This is a genomic window from Rheinheimera maricola (assembly GCF_016918075.2).
GTDB lineage: Bacteria > Pseudomonadota > Gammaproteobacteria > Enterobacterales > Alteromonadaceae > Alishewanella > Alishewanella maricola_A.
This window is the reverse complement of record NZ_JAERPS020000004.1, coordinates 243,747-259,801: the sequence shown is the minus strand read 5'-3', so window position 1 is coordinate 259,801 and position 16,055 is coordinate 243,747. Positions and strand designations below refer to the sequence as shown.

The 16,055-nt window shown below is 50.5% G+C and carries 13 protein-coding genes; 5 read left to right on the top strand and 8 right to left on the bottom strand.

Translation table 11 applies throughout. The annotated features are described in order from the left end of the window. Positions 1 to 29: 29 nt before the first annotated feature. The 5 genes from I4W93_RS12505 to prlC form a co-directional block, all read right to left on the bottom strand. On the bottom strand, positions 30 to 3,593 hold the full coding sequence (locus I4W93_RS12505; RefSeq protein ID WP_205311454.1) for an ABC transporter permease/M1 family aminopeptidase: 3,564 nt from the start codon (positions 3,591 to 3,593) through the stop codon (positions 30 to 32). A gap of 9 nt (positions 3,594 to 3,602) precedes the next feature. Next, positions 3,603 to 4,481, bottom strand: a complete 879-nt coding sequence (locus I4W93_RS12500; protein ID WP_205311455.1) for an ABC transporter ATP-binding protein — start codon at positions 4,479 to 4,481, stop codon at positions 3,603 to 3,605. 107 nt (positions 4,482 to 4,588) lie between these two features. Continuing rightward, the gene (locus I4W93_RS12495; protein WP_205311456.1) at positions 4,589 to 5,290 is read right to left on the bottom strand and encodes a DNA-3-methyladenine glycosylase I; all 702 of its coding nucleotides are present in this window, start codon (positions 5,288 to 5,290) and stop codon (positions 4,589 to 4,591) included. Positions 5,291 to 5,362: 72 nt separating this feature from the next. Beyond that, positions 5,363 to 5,854 carry a hypothetical protein gene (locus I4W93_RS12490; RefSeq protein ID WP_224673419.1) on the bottom strand — a complete coding sequence of 164 codons (492 nt, stop codon included), beginning with the start codon at positions 5,852 to 5,854 and terminating at the stop codon, positions 5,363 to 5,365. Between the two features lie 66 nt (positions 5,855 to 5,920). After that, positions 5,921 to 7,969: an oligopeptidase A gene (gene prlC, locus I4W93_RS12485; RefSeq protein ID WP_205311458.1), complete on the bottom strand. Its 2,049-nt coding sequence runs from the start codon at positions 7,967 to 7,969 to the stop codon at positions 5,921 to 5,923. Positions 7,970 to 8,125: 156 nt separating this feature from the next. Between prlC and I4W93_RS12480 the strand changes: the two genes are divergently transcribed. From I4W93_RS12480 to I4W93_RS12465, 4 genes are all read left to right on the top strand, one after another. Further along, complete coding sequence (locus I4W93_RS12480; protein ID WP_205311459.1) at positions 8,126 to 8,701, top strand: hypothetical protein; 576 nt, start codon at positions 8,126 to 8,128, stop codon at positions 8,699 to 8,701. A gap of 96 nt (positions 8,702 to 8,797) precedes the next feature. Next, entirely contained in the window at positions 8,798 to 10,153 is a 1,356-nt protein-coding gene (gene gorA, locus I4W93_RS12475) for a glutathione-disulfide reductase (RefSeq protein WP_205311460.1), read from the top strand. Beyond that, positions 10,153 to 12,120, top strand: a complete 1,968-nt coding sequence (locus I4W93_RS12470; RefSeq protein ID WP_205311461.1) for a metallophosphoesterase family protein — start codon at positions 10,153 to 10,155, stop codon at positions 12,118 to 12,120. Before gorA ends, I4W93_RS12470 begins: the two co-directional genes overlap by 1 nt. Before the next feature lie 120 nt (positions 12,121 to 12,240). Continuing rightward, a complete protein-coding gene (locus tag I4W93_RS12465; protein WP_205311462.1) occupies positions 12,241 to 13,212 on the top strand; it encodes a GGDEF domain-containing protein in 972 nt (323 codons plus the stop codon). Between the two features lie 8 nt (positions 13,213 to 13,220). Here I4W93_RS12465 and I4W93_RS12460 read toward each other — a convergent pair whose 3' ends face one another. The 3 genes from I4W93_RS12460 to I4W93_RS12450 all read right to left on the bottom strand — a co-directional run bounded on the left by I4W93_RS12460 (position 13,221) and on the right by I4W93_RS12450 (position 15,296). Continuing rightward, the gene (locus I4W93_RS12460) at positions 13,221 to 14,225 is read right to left on the bottom strand and encodes an SMP-30/gluconolactonase/LRE family protein (RefSeq protein ID WP_205311463.1); all 1,005 of its coding nucleotides are present in this window, start codon (positions 14,223 to 14,225) and stop codon (positions 13,221 to 13,223) included. 68 nt (positions 14,226 to 14,293) lie between these two features. Beyond that, positions 14,294 to 15,097 (bottom strand): type I methionyl aminopeptidase, encoded by an 804-nt coding sequence (gene map, locus I4W93_RS12455; protein WP_205311464.1) that lies wholly within the window; start codon positions 15,095 to 15,097, stop codon positions 14,294 to 14,296. Further along, entirely contained in the window at positions 15,078 to 15,296 is a 219-nt protein-coding gene (locus I4W93_RS12450; RefSeq protein WP_205311465.1) for a ParD-like family protein, read from the bottom strand. Before I4W93_RS12450 ends, map begins: the two co-directional genes overlap by 20 nt. A 161-nt stretch (positions 15,297 to 15,457) precedes the next feature. On the opposite strand from I4W93_RS12450, the gene I4W93_RS12445 reads away from it, so the two are divergent. Then, the gene (locus I4W93_RS12445) at positions 15,458 to 16,051 is read left to right on the top strand and encodes a hypothetical protein (protein WP_205311466.1); all 594 of its coding nucleotides are present in this window, start codon (positions 15,458 to 15,460) and stop codon (positions 16,049 to 16,051) included. Positions 16,052 to 16,055 lie beyond the last annotated feature (4 nt).

Genomic DNA, 16,055 nt, shown 5'->3' with positions numbered 1-16,055 from the left:
CCTGTCTGTTTTGCCAGTATTAGTATTAACTACTGGCTATCCACCCGCAGAATATTGTCGGCGCCGTCACGGTCAATCAGATTGATATAGGGGTCAACACCGGCATACACCGGCAGTTGTTCAAGCACTATCTGCAACTGATTCTCACCACTTTGTAACAGATGCTGCTGTAAATACAGCTGGCCACCTTCAGCGTTAATCTTGTCAGGATCTGCACTGAACAAACCAATACTGACTAGCTGTTGCATTGGCTCAGGGCTTTGATTGCCACGTTCATCAGCACGCAGTTTTTCAGCATAAATCGTTAAGCTGATTTGATAACGGCCATCGTCCAACTGCACTGCCTTAGCCTGTTGCAAGCGCAAGTCATACAGGGTAATGTTTTCGAACTGATCGCGGATAAATGCCGCCTCCTCTGCGCTGGTGTTCTGCGTTAAATATTGCAGTAAATCCAACGTGGTAGGAAAAGGGTCATTGCGAAACCGATACCGAGCATTAAAAGCTTTAAGGTTGGCATTTAGCCGTGCCTCACCCAGTAAGTCTTTAATTGCCATCATCACCACCGAGCCTTTTTGGTAATGAATATAGGCTTGATTTTCTGCCCGCAGCAACGGCATTTCAGCGATACGTTCTGCCGAGCGGCCCCGCAGATAATCATCCAACTCATGCTTCATAAATTTACGGATTTTATCGGCGCCGTATTTATGCTGCATGACCATTAGCGCCGCATATTGCGACAAGCTTTCTGATATAACCGCACTACCCTGAACATCAGCTGCACCCACCTGATGCCCCCACCACTGGTGGGCCACCTCGTGCGCGGTAACATAGTACACAGGGTCAATATTGTCGCTATCACGTAAATCGGTGGTAAAGCCTATGCGCTCAGAATACGGCACGGTATTGGCAAAACTCTGGGCGAAACTGCGATAGCCCGGAAACTCAATAATACGCATCTGCTTATGCTGATAGGGGCCAAATTCGGCGGTAAAATAATCCAGCGAGTCACGCACTGATTCCATCATGCGATCGACATTCCAGTGGTGAGCCGGATGATAATATACCTCTATTGCTACGCCATTATGCTGCTGCGTTTTCACAGCATAGCGCCCCGACGACACCGAGTAAAAGTTCACCATCGGCTGGTCCATTTCATAGCGGAAATAATTGCGACCATCTTGCTGCCATTGCCGTTGCAGGTAGCCTGGTGTAATGGCGGTTTGGTCGCCAGCAGTTGATACGGTGGCAGAAAACTGAATAAAGTCACCGTCGGCACCGAAAAAGCTCTGGTTGTAAAACCGGCTGTCTTCCAGTTTGTTTGCCCGCTCATTCGGCTGCAAATCGCGTTTTTGCCGCTCATGCCGATCTTGCAGCTCGTAGCGCTGTTGATAACCAAAGCTGGGTAGTAATTCCCAGTTATTGATAAAGGTACCGTTTTCTACCACAGTGCTGTCAAAATTAGTTTCACGTAAGCCGACAGACTGGCGCACCAGCTCAATTTCGCCCGATACCGTTTGGCCCGGTTGTAGCGCAGGTGCAAACGTCAGCCAGCTGGTACGGAACTGGTCATCGCGCTCGCTCAGGCTGGCACCGGCAATGCGGATCTGCATATCTGCGGTATTTTCCGGCCAGTTTACCAACACCTTATCGATGGGCTGGTCAGATTTATTTTGCCAACTCAGTGCCACCTTCGCGACCACTTTTTGCTGCTCAGGATACAAATCCAGTGCCGCATCTACCTTGGTCGTCACCGGAAAAGCCATCTCGGCGTATTGCACAAACTGCTTCTCATAGCCCGCCTGTTGGTCTCGGCGCTGATCGGCAGTTTGATAGCTATTCAGTACAGTGGTTTGCTGCCACAAAAATGTGCCAGTACCACAGGCAACCAGTACTGATGCGACAATAATCGTTTTCCCAGTCCCGCCTAATTGATAGCCGATTTTACGCCAGCGCTGGCGAAGGCTTTGTGCCGGCCCGCGATGGTATAAGCCATAGCCCAGCGTAAACAGCACCAGACTAATCGCGCCCCAATACAACATGTACCAGCTGTGCGTAACCAGATTAGGACCGTATTGATTTAAATCAGAAAAGCCGACATTGGGCGACATGGCAAAATTCAGCAGACTGTGCCCCAACCCCCAATTCGACATCACTAGTGATAACAAGTAATAGCCGACAAACAGGCCCATACCAACAAATTTGTTCGGGCTAAGTACTTGCAGGAAAAACGCCAGCATCACAGTTAACAGTGTCGGTAAACCATATTGATAAATCAGCCGGATCAGATACTGGCTAAGCTCAACATCAACCACGCCTTTTAACAGCTGATACCCTATAGTACAAACCATGCCCAGTAACATCAGCAGCAGCATCACCGCTGCCACGGCTAGCAATTTAGCCAGCCAGAACGTTAGATTAGGCACCGGCATGGTGTCGATAATATCGCCCATACCAGAGTTGCGCTCACGCCAAACCACTTCCGCGCTGTAATACACCGTGACAATAATAATTAGCAAACTCAGTGCTTCAACAATGTGCATCACCAACGTTTGCGTTACTGGCCATTCTGAGGTGCCATACCAGCCAAAGTCGGCAAACAGTGGGCCGATAAGCTGCACCATCGAAATTACCAGCAGAATAAAAAACGGTGCAGTCCAAAGCACCTGGCGCATTTCAAATTTAATCCGGCACCACAAGGCACTGCTAGTGCTATAAAGCGTGCTTTTTTGCTGCACGCGGTTTAGGTCAATTTGCGGGATCAGCGCCACTTTGGCGCTGGCTTTTTTCGTGTCTCGCTGTTGTAAGCCTGGCAAGCGGAATAAACCGGCCAGCGCCAGCAGACCAAAAGCAATCAGCGTCCACAACACCCGGTTTTGCAGCAATACGCCAGCGAACGGCACTAACTGGCTATTTTTTTCCTGAATGGTCCAGTAGCGTGTCACATCCATAAAGGTGCGCAAGCCAAATGGGTCGGCTAAAGCAGCCAGCGTACGAAATTCTGGTAAGCGCGCGAAGCTGCCCGACACGGCGTACAGCACCAACAGCACTACCGCGATTAGATACAACGGCATTAACGAGCGAAAACGCACCGCCGCAGCATAAAACAGCGCGGACAGCACAAACAGACCCGGTACCGACAGCGCCACAAAATTATAGATATAGGCTTCCAGCTGCGTAGGACCAAAGCGGCTGGCATCTACCCAGGGCATAAAACTGCCCAGCAACATGCCCGCGGGCACGGCCAGATAAACCAGTAACACCACCAGATAACTGCCAAAGAAACGGCCAAACTGATAACTAAACGCCGGTAGTGGCTTGGTGTAAATCAGCTCTTCCATCTGATGCTGGGCATTACGCACTGCACCACTACCGACAAAGTTCACCACCAAAAACATGGCAAAAAGACTCAGCAAAAGCAGGGTTTGTGCTATCGAGTAGGGGCTATTTTTAAATACCTCACCGCCACCACCCAGCACGACATTGTCGGAGGCTACTGAAAAAAAACTGATTAAAAACAGTAAAAAACTCACCACATAAAAAGACGGCTGGCGCAAAAAATAGCGCAGCTCAAAGCGCAACATGGCTAAAAACATAATGCCCCCTTATGCCGCTTGCTGTCTGTGCGAAGACAAGGTAGAGAAATACACATCCTCTAACCCCGCTACCGCAGCAGTAAAGCCCTCGGGTGCCTTCTCCGCGTAAACATGCAGCACGGTGCGACCCGCCAGCAAGCGTTTGGCGATAACCGGCAAGTGTTGCTCCAACTCGGCAGCTTCAGCCGCCGACACGGTTTTATGCCAGATCTGGCCTTGCACCTGGGTAATCAGCTCGGTCGGATTACCCTGCAACAGAATTTGGCCACTGGCCAGCACTGCCATAGCCGGACACAGCTCGGCCACGTCATCTACAATATGGGTAGATAAAATAATCACTTTTTGCTCGCCCAAACTGACCAGCAAGTTATGAAAGCGGTTGCGCTCTTCAGGGTCCAGGCCGGCAGTCGGCTCATCGACAATTAGCAGATCCGGATCGCCCAGCAACGCCTGAGCAATACCAAAGCGCTGGCGCATACCACCAGAAAAACCACTAACCGCTTTGTCTTTATGCTGATACAGGTTGGTGTGAGCCAGCAGGCCGTCGACCATTTCTTTACGTTGCTTTTTTTGCGCAAAACCTTTTAGCACCGCCAGGTGATCAAGCAAGTCGGCCGCGCTAACCCGCGGATACACACTAAAGTCTTGCGGTAGATAACCCAGCGTTTTGCGCAGAGTTTGTGGGTCATTTAGCACATCAACACCATTGAACTGGATAGTGCCGCTGTCGGGTTGTTGTAAGGTGGCAATAGTGCGCATTAACGACGATTTGCCTGCGCCATTCGGCCCCAGCAAACCAAACATACCATTGGGCACAGTTAAATTAACATCGTTTATGGCCTTAACACCATTAGCGTAGGTTTTGCTCAGCCCTGTTATTGTTAACATTGTATCTCTCCATGTAAAAGTTACTTACACGCTAACATACTGGATGAGAAACAAAAATCAAATAAGCTGTTACAAAACAGGCTGAAATGTAAGCAGCCGTTACATTACTACTGCTGCATCCCTACCAGGTTTTCGCCAACGCTAAGCGCAATAATCTGGCTGATATGCGCCAGGCTGCGGCCAGATTGCTGCTGCCACAGATTAAACTGCTGCTGAATTTGCGCCAGGCTGCGCTTGCTGTTGATACCCCCATCAAACACCTTGGTAGCGCGCAGGTACGCTTCTACATCGGTACTGAGAATAAAAGTGTCTTTGCCCATTGCTCGCAGCGCGTAAGGCCCGGTATTACCGCCTAAGCGGGCGCCGTGCTGTTTTAAATAGGCCCACAAACCAATAATATCGGTTGTTGGCCAGTCGGCTATAAAACGTGCGAAGCTGCCGTGTTTGCGGGCGACATCATCTATCATCATGGCGTTATGGCGGATGGTAAACACTTTGCCGGCGTTGCGGATAATACGCTCGTCGCGCGCCTTGGCTTCAAGCATCTCATCACTCATCAACAGTATTTTTTCAATATTAAAGTCAAAAAACACCTCGCAAAAACCTGGCCATTTTTGCCGCACTACCCGCCAAACAAAACCGGATTGAAACACCTTTTTAGTCAACTCACCTAGCAGTAAGTTATCTGCTATAGTGGCAAGTTCAGCCGCACTGACGCTTTCGCCCAACAAGGCGTCCAGCGCTTTACGGCCGCCCTTGCGATCACAGGCACGCTGGTAGATACGGTCAAAGGGTTCTGCTGTTGTCACAATAACTACCTGTCTCAGATAAAAATAAGGCAACAGTGTACTGTTGCCTTAGCTTGGTAACCAGCGTAACGGCTAAAATTCAGTGTTGCCGCCACCGGCTTGCAGGGTACAAACGCCGTTTTGTAGCACTACTGTTGGTTTAGGCACTACGGCACAATCAGACATGCGGCCTAACCGCTCATTCTCTGCCTTAGCGGCTGCATTGTAGTTAGCAATACGTGCCATTAGTTCTGTTTCGTTGCTGTCTTTAACCGACAAGGCAATATAACTGGCTGGACCACCACAAGGCTTGCTGCCAAAACCAACTACCCGGCATTGCTCAATAGAATCGGCTTTAGCGTCACCTATTAAGGCAATGATTTCACCGCGCATAGCATTTAGGTTAACGTCGTTTACCATCAACTGTTTCCTCGCTTTAACTGCAGCCACGGGATCTTTAACCGGATCAACCGGTTCAACCAGCGGTGCTGGCGCCACACGCTGGTTTGCCGTTTCACTATTGGCCTGCCCCTGCTGACAGGCCGCCAGCACCAAAGTGCCAAGCAGTAGTATTGCTGTGTTCATCCGCATAAAACCTCCTGTATTTTGCGAACCAGCTTGGCAGAGTGTGGCTGAATTGGCAATGAATTGTTAACCAGCAATACCCATGTGCCGCAACAAGGCCTCGTTTGACGGCTCTCGGCCGCGAAAGCCTTTAAACAATTCCATTGGTTCAGCGCTGCCGCCTCGCTCTAAGATCCAACGTAAAAAATCCCGGCCGGTATCAACATTAAAAATGCCTTCTTCTTCAAAGCGGCCAAAGGCATCGGCTGACAATACCTCTGCCCACAGGTAGCTGTAATAACCCGCGCCATAACCGCCAGCAAAAATATGACCAAAACCATGCTGAAAGCGGTTAAAACGCGGCGGAATAATCACCGACACTTCGCTACGCACTTCATCCAGCATTTGTTGCACCCGGCCACCCAGCGCAGGGTTGTACTCGGCATGCAGGCGGAAATCAAACAGCGCAAACTCGAGCTGGCGTACTAAAAACATCGCCGACTGGAAGTTTTTTGCTGAGAGCATTTTCTCCAGCAAGTCCTGCGGTAACGGTTCGCCAGTTTGGTAATGCCCGGAAATGATGGCCAGCGCTTCGCTTTGCCAGCACCAGTTCTCCAGAAACTGACTTGGTAGCTCTACCGCATCCCAGGCCACACCATTAATGCCGGCAACGGCAGCAGCGTCCACCTTGGTGAGCATATGATGAATACCATGGCCAAACTCGTGGAACAAGGTAACCACTTCATCATGGGTAAACAGCGCAGGCTTGCCGCCGACAGGTTTATTAAAGTTACACGTTAAATAGGCTACCGGGTTTTGCACACTGCCATCTGGCAGAATACGCCGGCCCTGGCAGTCATCCATCCAGGCACCACCGCGCTTACTGGCTCGGGCGTATAAATCTAAATAGAAGCTTCCGCGCAGCTCTCCGGTTGTATCAAAGATATCGTAAAATTTAACGTCGCTGTGCCACACATCTACGCCATCACGTTGTTTAACGTTAACGCCAAACAACTTATTCAGTACCACAAACAAGCCCTGCACCACTTTGTGTTCCGGAAAATATGGCCGCAATTGCTCATCGGAAATACTGTATTTCGCTTGTTTGAGTTTTTCTGCGTAGTAGGTTACATCCCAGGCAGCCAGTTCAGCCACACCATATTCATTTTGCGCAAAAGCACTGAGCTCAGCCAAGTCTTGCTCGGCCTGCGGTTTGGCACGGCGGGCTAAATCGTGCAGAAAATCCAATACCTGTGCCGGGCTTTGTGCCATCTTGGTAGCGAGTGACTCCTCAGCGGCATTGTTAAATTCCAGCAACTGTGCCACTTCGTGTTTTAATGCCAGTGTTTCTTCAATAATGACACTGTTGTCAAACTGGCCGGCTGTCGGGCCCTGATCCGACGCCCGCGTGCAATAAGCGCTATACAGCTGTTCACGCAATTCGCGGTTATCAGCGTACGTCATTACCGCTATGTAGCTGGGGAATTCCAGCGTAAACACCCAGCCTGCCAGCTCACGGTTTGCTGCTTCTTCAGCAGCAGCGAGCCTGGCGTCATCTGGCAAGCCGGCTAAATCAGTCTCGTTGGTTACATGTTTAAACCAGGCTTGGGTGGCATCCAAAGTGTTGTTAGAAAATTGCGAGCTTAAATCCGACAACCGGCTTTGAATTTCACCGTAACGCTGCTTTTTTTCTACCGACAAACCGATGCCCGACAGTTTAAAATCACGCAACGCATTTTGAATGACTTTTTGCTGTGCCGCTGTCAGGTTGGCATACTCTGCGCTTTGTGCCAGTTGCTGATACTTTTGGTACAGGCCTTCATGTTGCCCAAGCCAGGTGCTGAAATCTGACAATAACGGCAGGCAACTTTCATAGGCTTCACGCAGTTCGGCACTATTTACCACCGAATTCATATGTGACACTGGTGACCACAGTTTACTTAAACGCTCACTGTCGTGCTCCAGTTGTTCAACCAGACTAGCCCAACTAACCGTTGCTGAAGCTACGGCCTGCTCTACCGCTGCCCGCGCCTGCAATAATGCGTGTTCTACCGCAGGTTTAACTTGTGCTGGCGTGATCTGTGAAAACGGCGGTAAACCGCCAAAGCTGAGTAATACGTTGTCGCTAACAGACATAACAATCCTTTTTTAGCAAAATTATCAATCACAAAAACCATAGTGTTAATGTTGGGGCGCTGCCAGCTATTGTCAACGGACCAAGGAAGCTGGTGGCAGTAAAGTATGTGCTTAGCTATACTGTGCTGAATTTGTTAACTAAGGGAATGAAGCTAAATGAAAATGTTGCAAAAAACCATACTAACTAGTTTGTTGTGTGCCAGCCTGCAGCTTGCTGCCAGCGAGGGGGAGATCAAAGAAGCGATAAGTACAGCCACCAAACATTATCAGGCTGGTGAGTTGTCGCAAGCCATAGCCCAGCTGGACTACGCCAGCACCCTGATACGCCAGGAAAAGGGTGAGCAGGTAAAAAAAGCCTTTCCTGATGCGCCCTCTGGCTGGCAGGCAGAAGATGCCGACAGCGAAGTTGCCGGTTCCGCCATGTTCGGCGGTGGCATAACGGCATCCCGCAATTACTACAACGACCAGCAGCGTATTGAAATACAACTTATGATGGACTCGCCGATGCTGCAGGCATTCTCTATGATGCTGAGTAACCCATCAATGATTGCCATGTCAGGCGGTAAATTAACCAAAATTCAAGGTGTTCAGGCGGTGCAAAAAATAGAGGGTGAGCAGTTGGAAATTCAATTTTTAGCCCCCGGCGGCGCTATGATCACGTTAAACGGTGACAAAACTGCGCAAAGCACCATGCTAGCACTGGCCAACGCCATCGATCTGAAAAAGCTGTAGAGCTATAGCATTTGCCCGGCACAAAGCGTCGCCGGGCTTGTAAAACAGCCGTCAACGCCCTATAACCTGTACCATGTTTTACTTTGGAACTGTGTTATGACCCGCCATTTTAATTATTTAGCCATCGGCGCCGGCAGCGGCGGTATTGCTGGTGCTAACCGCGCTGCCCAGCGTGGCGCCAGCGCCGCCGTTATTGAAGCTAAAGCCGTGGGCGGCACCTGTGTTAACGTCGGCTGTGTGCCGAAAAAAGTGATGTGGTACGGCGCGCATATTGCTGAAGCCCTGAAATACAGCACCGACTATGGCTTTAACGTCACACAAAATAGCTTTAACTGGGCCACGCTGGTAAAAAATCGTGAGGCCTATATTCAACGCATTCACAAAAGTTATCATAACGGTTTTGCCAGTAACGGCGTAACCCTTATCGAAGGCTTCGCCCGCTTTGTTGATGCCCATACCGTAGAAGTTAACGGCGAGCGCATCACCGCCGACCATATTACTATCGCTACCGGCGGCCGCCCTACCCGGCCAGATATTCCCGGTAGCGAGCACGGTATCGACTCCGACGGTTTTTTTGCCTTAATCACGCAGCCGAAAAAAGCCCTGGTAATAGGCGCCGGTTATATTGCCGTGGAAATTGCCGGCGTGCTGCATGCACTGGGCACAGACACGCACCTGCTGGTGCGTAAAGACCGGCCACTGCGTAACTTTGACAACGACATTACCGATATGCTGCTGGAGCGCATGGCACAGGATAAACTGAATTTACATCGCCAAACTAATGTTATCAAGGTTGAAAAAGTCAGCGACGGCAGCTTGAGCGTGCATTGTGATAACGGCAGCGTATTTACCGGCGTAGACTGCCTGATCTGGGCCATTGGCCGCGAGCCGGCTACCGATAAGCTTAACCTGGCCGCGGCTGGCGTAGTATCCGATAAAGACGGCTATATCCGCAGTGACAAATACCAAAATACTAATGTTAAAGGTATTTATGCCGTAGGCGATATTACCGGCGAAGCCCAACTGACACCAGTAGCGGTAAAAGCTGCCCGCCTGCTAGCCGAACGCTTGTTTAACCCCGCTATGCCAGACGCGCATATGGACTATTCGCTTATTCCTACAGTGGTATTTAGCCACCCGCCTATTGGCACTATCGGCTTGACTGAAGCAGAAGCCTGTGAGCAATACGGCGCCGATAATATCAAAGTATACCGTTCGAACTTTGCGGCTATGTATAATGCCATAACCAGCCATCGGGCGCTTAGCCGCTTTAAGCTGGTGTGCGCTGGCACAGACGAAAAAGTCGTTGGCCTGCACGGTATTGGCGAAGGCATGGACGAAGTGCTACAAGGTTTTGCTGTAGCGATAAAAATGGGTGCAACTAAAGCCGATTTTGACAACACTGTAGCGCTGCACCCGACCAGTGCCGAAGAATATGTCACTTTACGTTAGTGCATAGCGCAGCAGCCGAGTCTACAACAGATAACACCCTGCCACTGGTTTTGGCCGGGCCAATACTGCGCGCTTTAACGCCCAACAGTTTTACGCTGTGGCTGGCAACCAGCCGCCCGGTACAACTGCAGCTAAGCCTGCTGCCAGATAATAGCGAAGCACGGCATTTTACGGCGCTGCAAATGCAGCATTACACCCAAAGCGTACGCTGCGCCGGCAAACTGTTTTTGCAGCTGATACATATTCCTCTGCAACAAGCCCTGCCAACCGGTAGCTGGATTGGTTATAACTTACAACTGGCGGATAAATCTACCGGCCCACAACCCAACTGGCTGGGCTGGCAGCAGTGGGCGCCGGATTTAACCTACCCGGGCCGCAACAAGCCGGGCTTTGTTATTCAGCCGAAACTGACGCGGTTATTACATGGCTCTTGTCGCAAGCCGCATTTCGCTGCAGATGATGGCCTGCTGGCAGCCGATTTATACCTGCAACAACACGCGCCAGAGCAATGGCCAGCGCTGTTATTGCACAGTGGTGATCAAATATATGCCGACGATGTAGCAGCGCCGATGCTACGGGCAATTCATGCGCTTATCAATCAGCTGGATTTTAGTGATGAAGACCTGCCATGCTCAATTGTCAGCCAGTCTGCCGAATTACACAGCAGCAAACCTTATTATTACCGCCGCGATACGCTACTGCCGAAAACTGACGCCAGCCAGGCAATGCTAAGCCAGGTATTTAAAGGCGTTAAAAAACCTGTGTTTACCACCGACAGTGCGCGCAATCACCTTATCAGCCTGGCCGAAATGCTCGGCATGTATCTGCTGGTGTGGTCACCGGCTGGCTGGTTAGCTGATGCTAACGTGCTAAGCGAAGAGCTAAGCGCCGAACTCACTGACGAACAGCAGCAAACTTATCAGCGACATGCCGATATTATTCAGCAGTTTGCTGGCGGCCTTGGTAAAGTCAGGCGGGTATTGGCGCACTTACCCAGCGCAATGATTTTTGATGACCACGATGTAACCGATGACTGGAATCTCACGGCCGAATGGGAGCAAACCGCCTATAACCATGATTTCTCTCGCCGCATTATTGGTAATGCGTTAATCAGCTATCTGTTATGTCAGGGCTGGGGCAACACGCCACAGCGGTTTAGCCCAGATTTACTGCACCAGGCTGAGCTGGCATTGGCCAACAGCGGTTCCAGCCAGCATCAGCAATTAATCACTGATTTATTGCGTTTTAACCAGTGGCATTATCAATGGCCAACCGAGCCGCCGTTGCTAGTGCTGGACACCCGCACCCGGCGCTGGCGCTCTGAGATCAACATTGGCAAACCTTCAGGCCTGCTCGACTGGGAAGCCATTACTGAACTGCAGCAAGATCTTATCGGCCATGACGCCGTAGTGCTGGTATCAGCGGCACCGGTGTTTGGTGTGAAACTCATTGAAGGCATCCAAAAGCTGTTTAGCTTTGTTGGCAAACCGTTGTTAGTGGATGCCGAAAACTGGATGGCACACCGCGGCACCGCCTATGCGCTGATGAACCTGTTCCGCCACCCGAAAACGCCAAAACACTTTGTTATTTTATCCGGCGATGTGCATTACTCTTTTGTCTACGAAGTTAACCTGCGTGGTCAGCAAGGCGGCCCCGATATTTGGCAGATTACCAGCAGCGGCCTGAAAAACCAGTTCCCGACCAAGTTGCTAGACGTGTTAGACCGGCTAAACCGTTGGCTGTATTCACCACGCTCACCTCTTAACTGGTTGACTAAACGCCGTAGTATGAAAATAGTGCCGCACAAACCTGACAATGCTAAAGCCGGCGAGCGCTTGCTTAATCAGTCAGGCATTGGCCTGGTAGAGCTAAACTCTGACGGCTCCCCCAAGCGCGTACTGCAGTTAACGGTTAAAGGTGAGCAGATCGCCTTTAACATAAGCGAGGATGACGCCCGCTGGGAGTAACTATCAACAAACTGCGGTAGTGGTGGTTAGTGAAATACATTTTTGTTTCTATTTTGCTCTCACTTGCGCGGGATCTTGGCTAAGCTGACTGTTAACCACCACAGCGACCTGGATTTGAAAATGGAGTTTATCAATAACTTACTTGATGGCGACTTTATGCCGCATGGCCATTGTTTGTTATGGCGTACCGATTTACTCATCCTACATGTTGGTGGCGACACGTTAACCTTTATCGCTTATATGCTAATCCCTGTAGCCTTGGTCAGACTGGTAAAAGCCAGAGATGACCTGCGTTTTGATTGGATGTTTCTGCTGTTTGCCGGTTTTATCTTTTTTTGCGGTGCCACGCATATCCTTGGCATTATCAATGTGTGGCATGGCTACTATTATATTCACGGTATCATCAAATCAATGACCGGCATTATTTCAATGCTGACCGCAATTTCACTCTGGTACTTGCTGCCAGAAGCCATAAGCCTGCCCAGTAAACGCATTATGTCGGCAAAAATAGTTGAGTTAATGCGTGCCGAACAAAAACTGGCTGATGCCAATCAACATCTGGAGGCGGAAGTCCAGAAGCGTACCGCACAGTTGGAAAAGATGGCCACCACTGATGAACTAACCGCACTGCTAAACCGGCGCGAAACTATGCGTTTGCTGGAGCTGGAAATTGCCCGCGCCGAACGCCAGGGCAGTGTGCTGAGCATTATGATGCTGGACTTGGATGACTTTAAAGCAGTTAACGACAATCATGGCCATCAGGCTGGCGATCGCGCGTTAATCAGTGCGGCAGAAAGCTTTAAACAACTGCTGCGTAAAACCGACTTTATTGGCCGTGTTGGTGGTGAGGAATTTCTGGTAATTCTGCCTGACACCGACATTAATAATGCCTGTGAGCTGGCAGAGCGAGTCCGTCAGGCTTTGCAGCAACACACCACTGACAACCCATCGATACCTGCCTGCACCACCAGCATCGGCGTTGCCGAGTGTAGTGCAGGTGACAACCTGCACAGCCTGATCCAGCGTGCCGATGAAACCCTATATCGGGCCAAATCCAATGGCCGCAATTGTGTCTGTCTGGCTACTAGCTAACACTGGCATTATAACCTGGCCGGTAGTAGCTTTATTCTTAGCAAATAACTGCTGGCGGTAATATACAGCCAGCTGTTGTCGCTACTTAGTGCCACATTAGCCGCCGCCACGCCGGTTTGAATAGTGCCTATGTGTTGCCCCTGTGGCGATATTGCCCAGACGCCACCGGGGCCGGTAGCTAGCAAGATGCCGGAGGGCAGCACTTTTAAGCCATCAGGTAAGCCGCTGGCGGTTTGGGTAGCCGCAGTGGCATCAAAAAACAGCTCGCCTTTAGCCAGGCTACCATCTGCTTGAACCGCATAGCGCCACCACTGGGCAGCGTTTTTATCCGAGTTCGCCACATATAGCCACTTTTCATCTGGCGAAAACGCCAGGCCATTGGGCCGGCTTAGATGCTCTACCAATAGCGTCAGCTCACCTTGGCTGTTAAGACGATAAACACCATTTACGTTTTGCTGTTTTTCTGCTGAATTGTCACCGCCGGCTAAGCCATACGGTGGGTCGGTAAAGTAATAAGCGCCGCTGCTGTGCTGCACCACATCGTTCGGGCTGTTTAGCAGCTTGCCATTAAACTGCGTAACCAGGGTTTGATACTGTGGCACACCCTTGTCAAAGCCAGTAAACAGCGCTAAACGCCGGTCGCCATGTTGCGCCAGCACCAGTTGCTTATCACTGTTAAAAATCAGCCCGTTAGCACCCTGCTGGCGGTTATTTTCCGGGTACAAGCCGGTATAACCAGATGGCTGCAGATACACCGTTAAGCCCTGAGCTTGATTCCAGCGATAAACAATATTTTTCGGCACATCAGAAAACAGTATATCGCCAGTAACGGGTTCAGCTATCGGCCCTTCAGACCAGCTAAAGCCCTCGGCTAATTGCTCCAGCTTGGCATCCACCGCCACCACCTGCTGCATGGTTGGGTGAAGCGTCAATACCGGTTGAACCGGCACGGCGTTGCTCGCCGCTAATATCGGACTAAACAGAATACACAAAACAGTTGCTGAAAAACGCATAAGCATGGCCTGATAAGAAAAAGTCACCACACGCTAGCACTATTAGCGCACTGAATAAATGGCCAATTTCACGGTTGTGCTTGTGTGTCTTGCTGCAGTAGTGCTTGCTCTTCCGCCCGCAGGGTTAGCACTTCAACGCCGCTGTCGGTTACCGCGATGGTATGCTCCCACTGCGCCGACAGCTTTTTATCACGAGTGACGACGGTCCAGCCGTCTTTTTTGGTTTTTACTTTGGCACTGCCCTGGTTAAGCATTGGCTCTATGGTAAACACCATGCCAGGCTTTAACAGCATGCCGCTACCGGCCGCGCCGTAATGCAGTACCTGTGGCGCTTCATGCATTTCACGGCCAATACCATGACCGCAGTATTCGCGCACCACGCTGTAGCCTTTGCTGCGGGCAAACTGCTCAATTGCAAAGCCGATATCACCCAGCCGCGCATCGGGTTTTACCGCTTTAATACCCAACCACAACGCCCGGTAGCAATCATCCACTAATTGTTGCGCGGCAAAGCTCAGCTCACCTATGCCATACATTTTGCTGGAATCTGCGATAAAGCCATGTTTTTCCAGTGTAATGTCAACATTAATAATATCGCCGTGCTTTAACAGCTGCGTAGCGGATGGCACTCCATGGCACACCACATCATTAACCGAGGTATTTAACACATAAGCAAAACCGTACTGACCTTTGCTGGCCGGTCGCGCCCGTAATTCATCAACTATATAACGCTCAGCCAATTCATTAATTTGCAGCGTCGACATACCGGCGACTATTTTATCGTCCAGCATGGCAAATACCTGTGTCAGTAAACGCCCGGCCTCACGCTGCAGCGCAAGTTCGGCAGCAGTTTTAAGCTGAACGCCGCTCATCGCTACCTCCGGCCAGTTTAAACTCTGCCTGCTGCAGCAGCATATGCACCAACTGCTGATAAGTGTGCGTGGGGTGCAACTCGGCCAGCATGCCCATTTTCAGCCAGAACTCCGCCTGGGCATTGATAGAGCGCGACATAGCGCCACTGGCTTTACGAATTTCTTCATGTAGTTCATCGGCTATTTTAACGATACCCAAGCTGATACTCCGCTGCTGCAACATTACAATATACGAATTATATATGAAACATATATTTCAGTAAATCACCGCGGGTTGGCACGCCACTATAGCGTGCCATATTGCCAATTCCGCCGTTATCGTTGACACTAGTGCATGGTGTAGTTTAACAAGGACATACTATGGCCCGCTTCGCGTTATACACGATACATTTTCTGGCGCTACTGTGCGCGCCTCTTCCCACAGTGGCGCAGTTTAACCAATGCAACATTGACACCCCATCAGCGGTTTACGGCGCGCAAACCTGGCTGGAGCTGGGCCATCCGCTGAATATGACCACAGAACGTCTTGGCCGCTTGCCCGACAGCGCCGGCGCCAAGCTAATTGCATTGGCTTATCAGGGCTGGCAGCAAGGCAAAACTGAACAACAAATCAGCACTGACGTAATGGCATTGTGTAAAACCTTTAGCGAGGATGAATTGTTTGCCGATGTAATTGAAAGCCCCTGGCCGGTGCTGCGCACAGTATGCAGCGATGCCAGCGAAAATCTGGTTATGGCACTCAATGAAGCCGGCAGCGCCAGCGCAGCGGTAGTGTTATTTCAGCTTAAAGGTGAAGAGCCAGCACCGAACTTGTTACCAATGGCCGAGCAAGCCGCAGCCCTTAAACAGCAAAATACTGCTGACATGCAGATCCTTGAGCAGCTGTATGCCAGTTGCGCTGCAAAAACCGATAGTGCCAAGTTAGCCTTAGGGCAGGAGTTTTATATGCAGTAGCGGT

Coding starts and splice junctions, on each gene's coding strand:
- I4W93_RS12505 (WP_205311454.1), bottom strand. CDS start 3,593: ATGTTTTTAGCCATGTTGCGCTTTGAGCTGCGCTATTTTTTGCGCCAG.
- I4W93_RS12465 (WP_205311462.1), top strand. CDS start 12,241: ATGGAGTTTATCAATAACTTACTTGATGGCGACTTTATGCCGCATGGC.
- I4W93_RS12480 (WP_205311459.1), top strand. CDS start 8,126: ATGAAAATGTTGCAAAAAACCATACTAACTAGTTTGTTGTGTGCCAGC.
- I4W93_RS12460 (WP_205311463.1), bottom strand. CDS start 14,225: ATGCGTTTTTCAGCAACTGTTTTGTGTATTCTGTTTAGTCCGATATTA.
- I4W93_RS12445 (WP_205311466.1), top strand. CDS start 15,458: ATGGCCCGCTTCGCGTTATACACGATACATTTTCTGGCGCTACTGTGC.
- gorA (WP_205311460.1), top strand. CDS start 8,798: ATGACCCGCCATTTTAATTATTTAGCCATCGGCGCCGGCAGCGGCGGT.
- map (WP_205311464.1), bottom strand. CDS start 15,097: ATGAGCGGCGTTCAGCTTAAAACTGCTGCCGAACTTGCGCTGCAGCGT.
- I4W93_RS12500 (WP_205311455.1), bottom strand. CDS start 4,481: ATGTTAACAATAACAGGGCTGAGCAAAACCTACGCTAATGGTGTTAAG.
- I4W93_RS12490 (WP_224673419.1), bottom strand. CDS start 5,854: ATGAACACAGCAATACTACTGCTTGGCACTTTGGTGCTGGCGGCCTGT.
- prlC (WP_205311458.1), bottom strand. CDS start 7,969: ATGTCTGTTAGCGACAACGTATTACTCAGCTTTGGCGGTTTACCGCCG.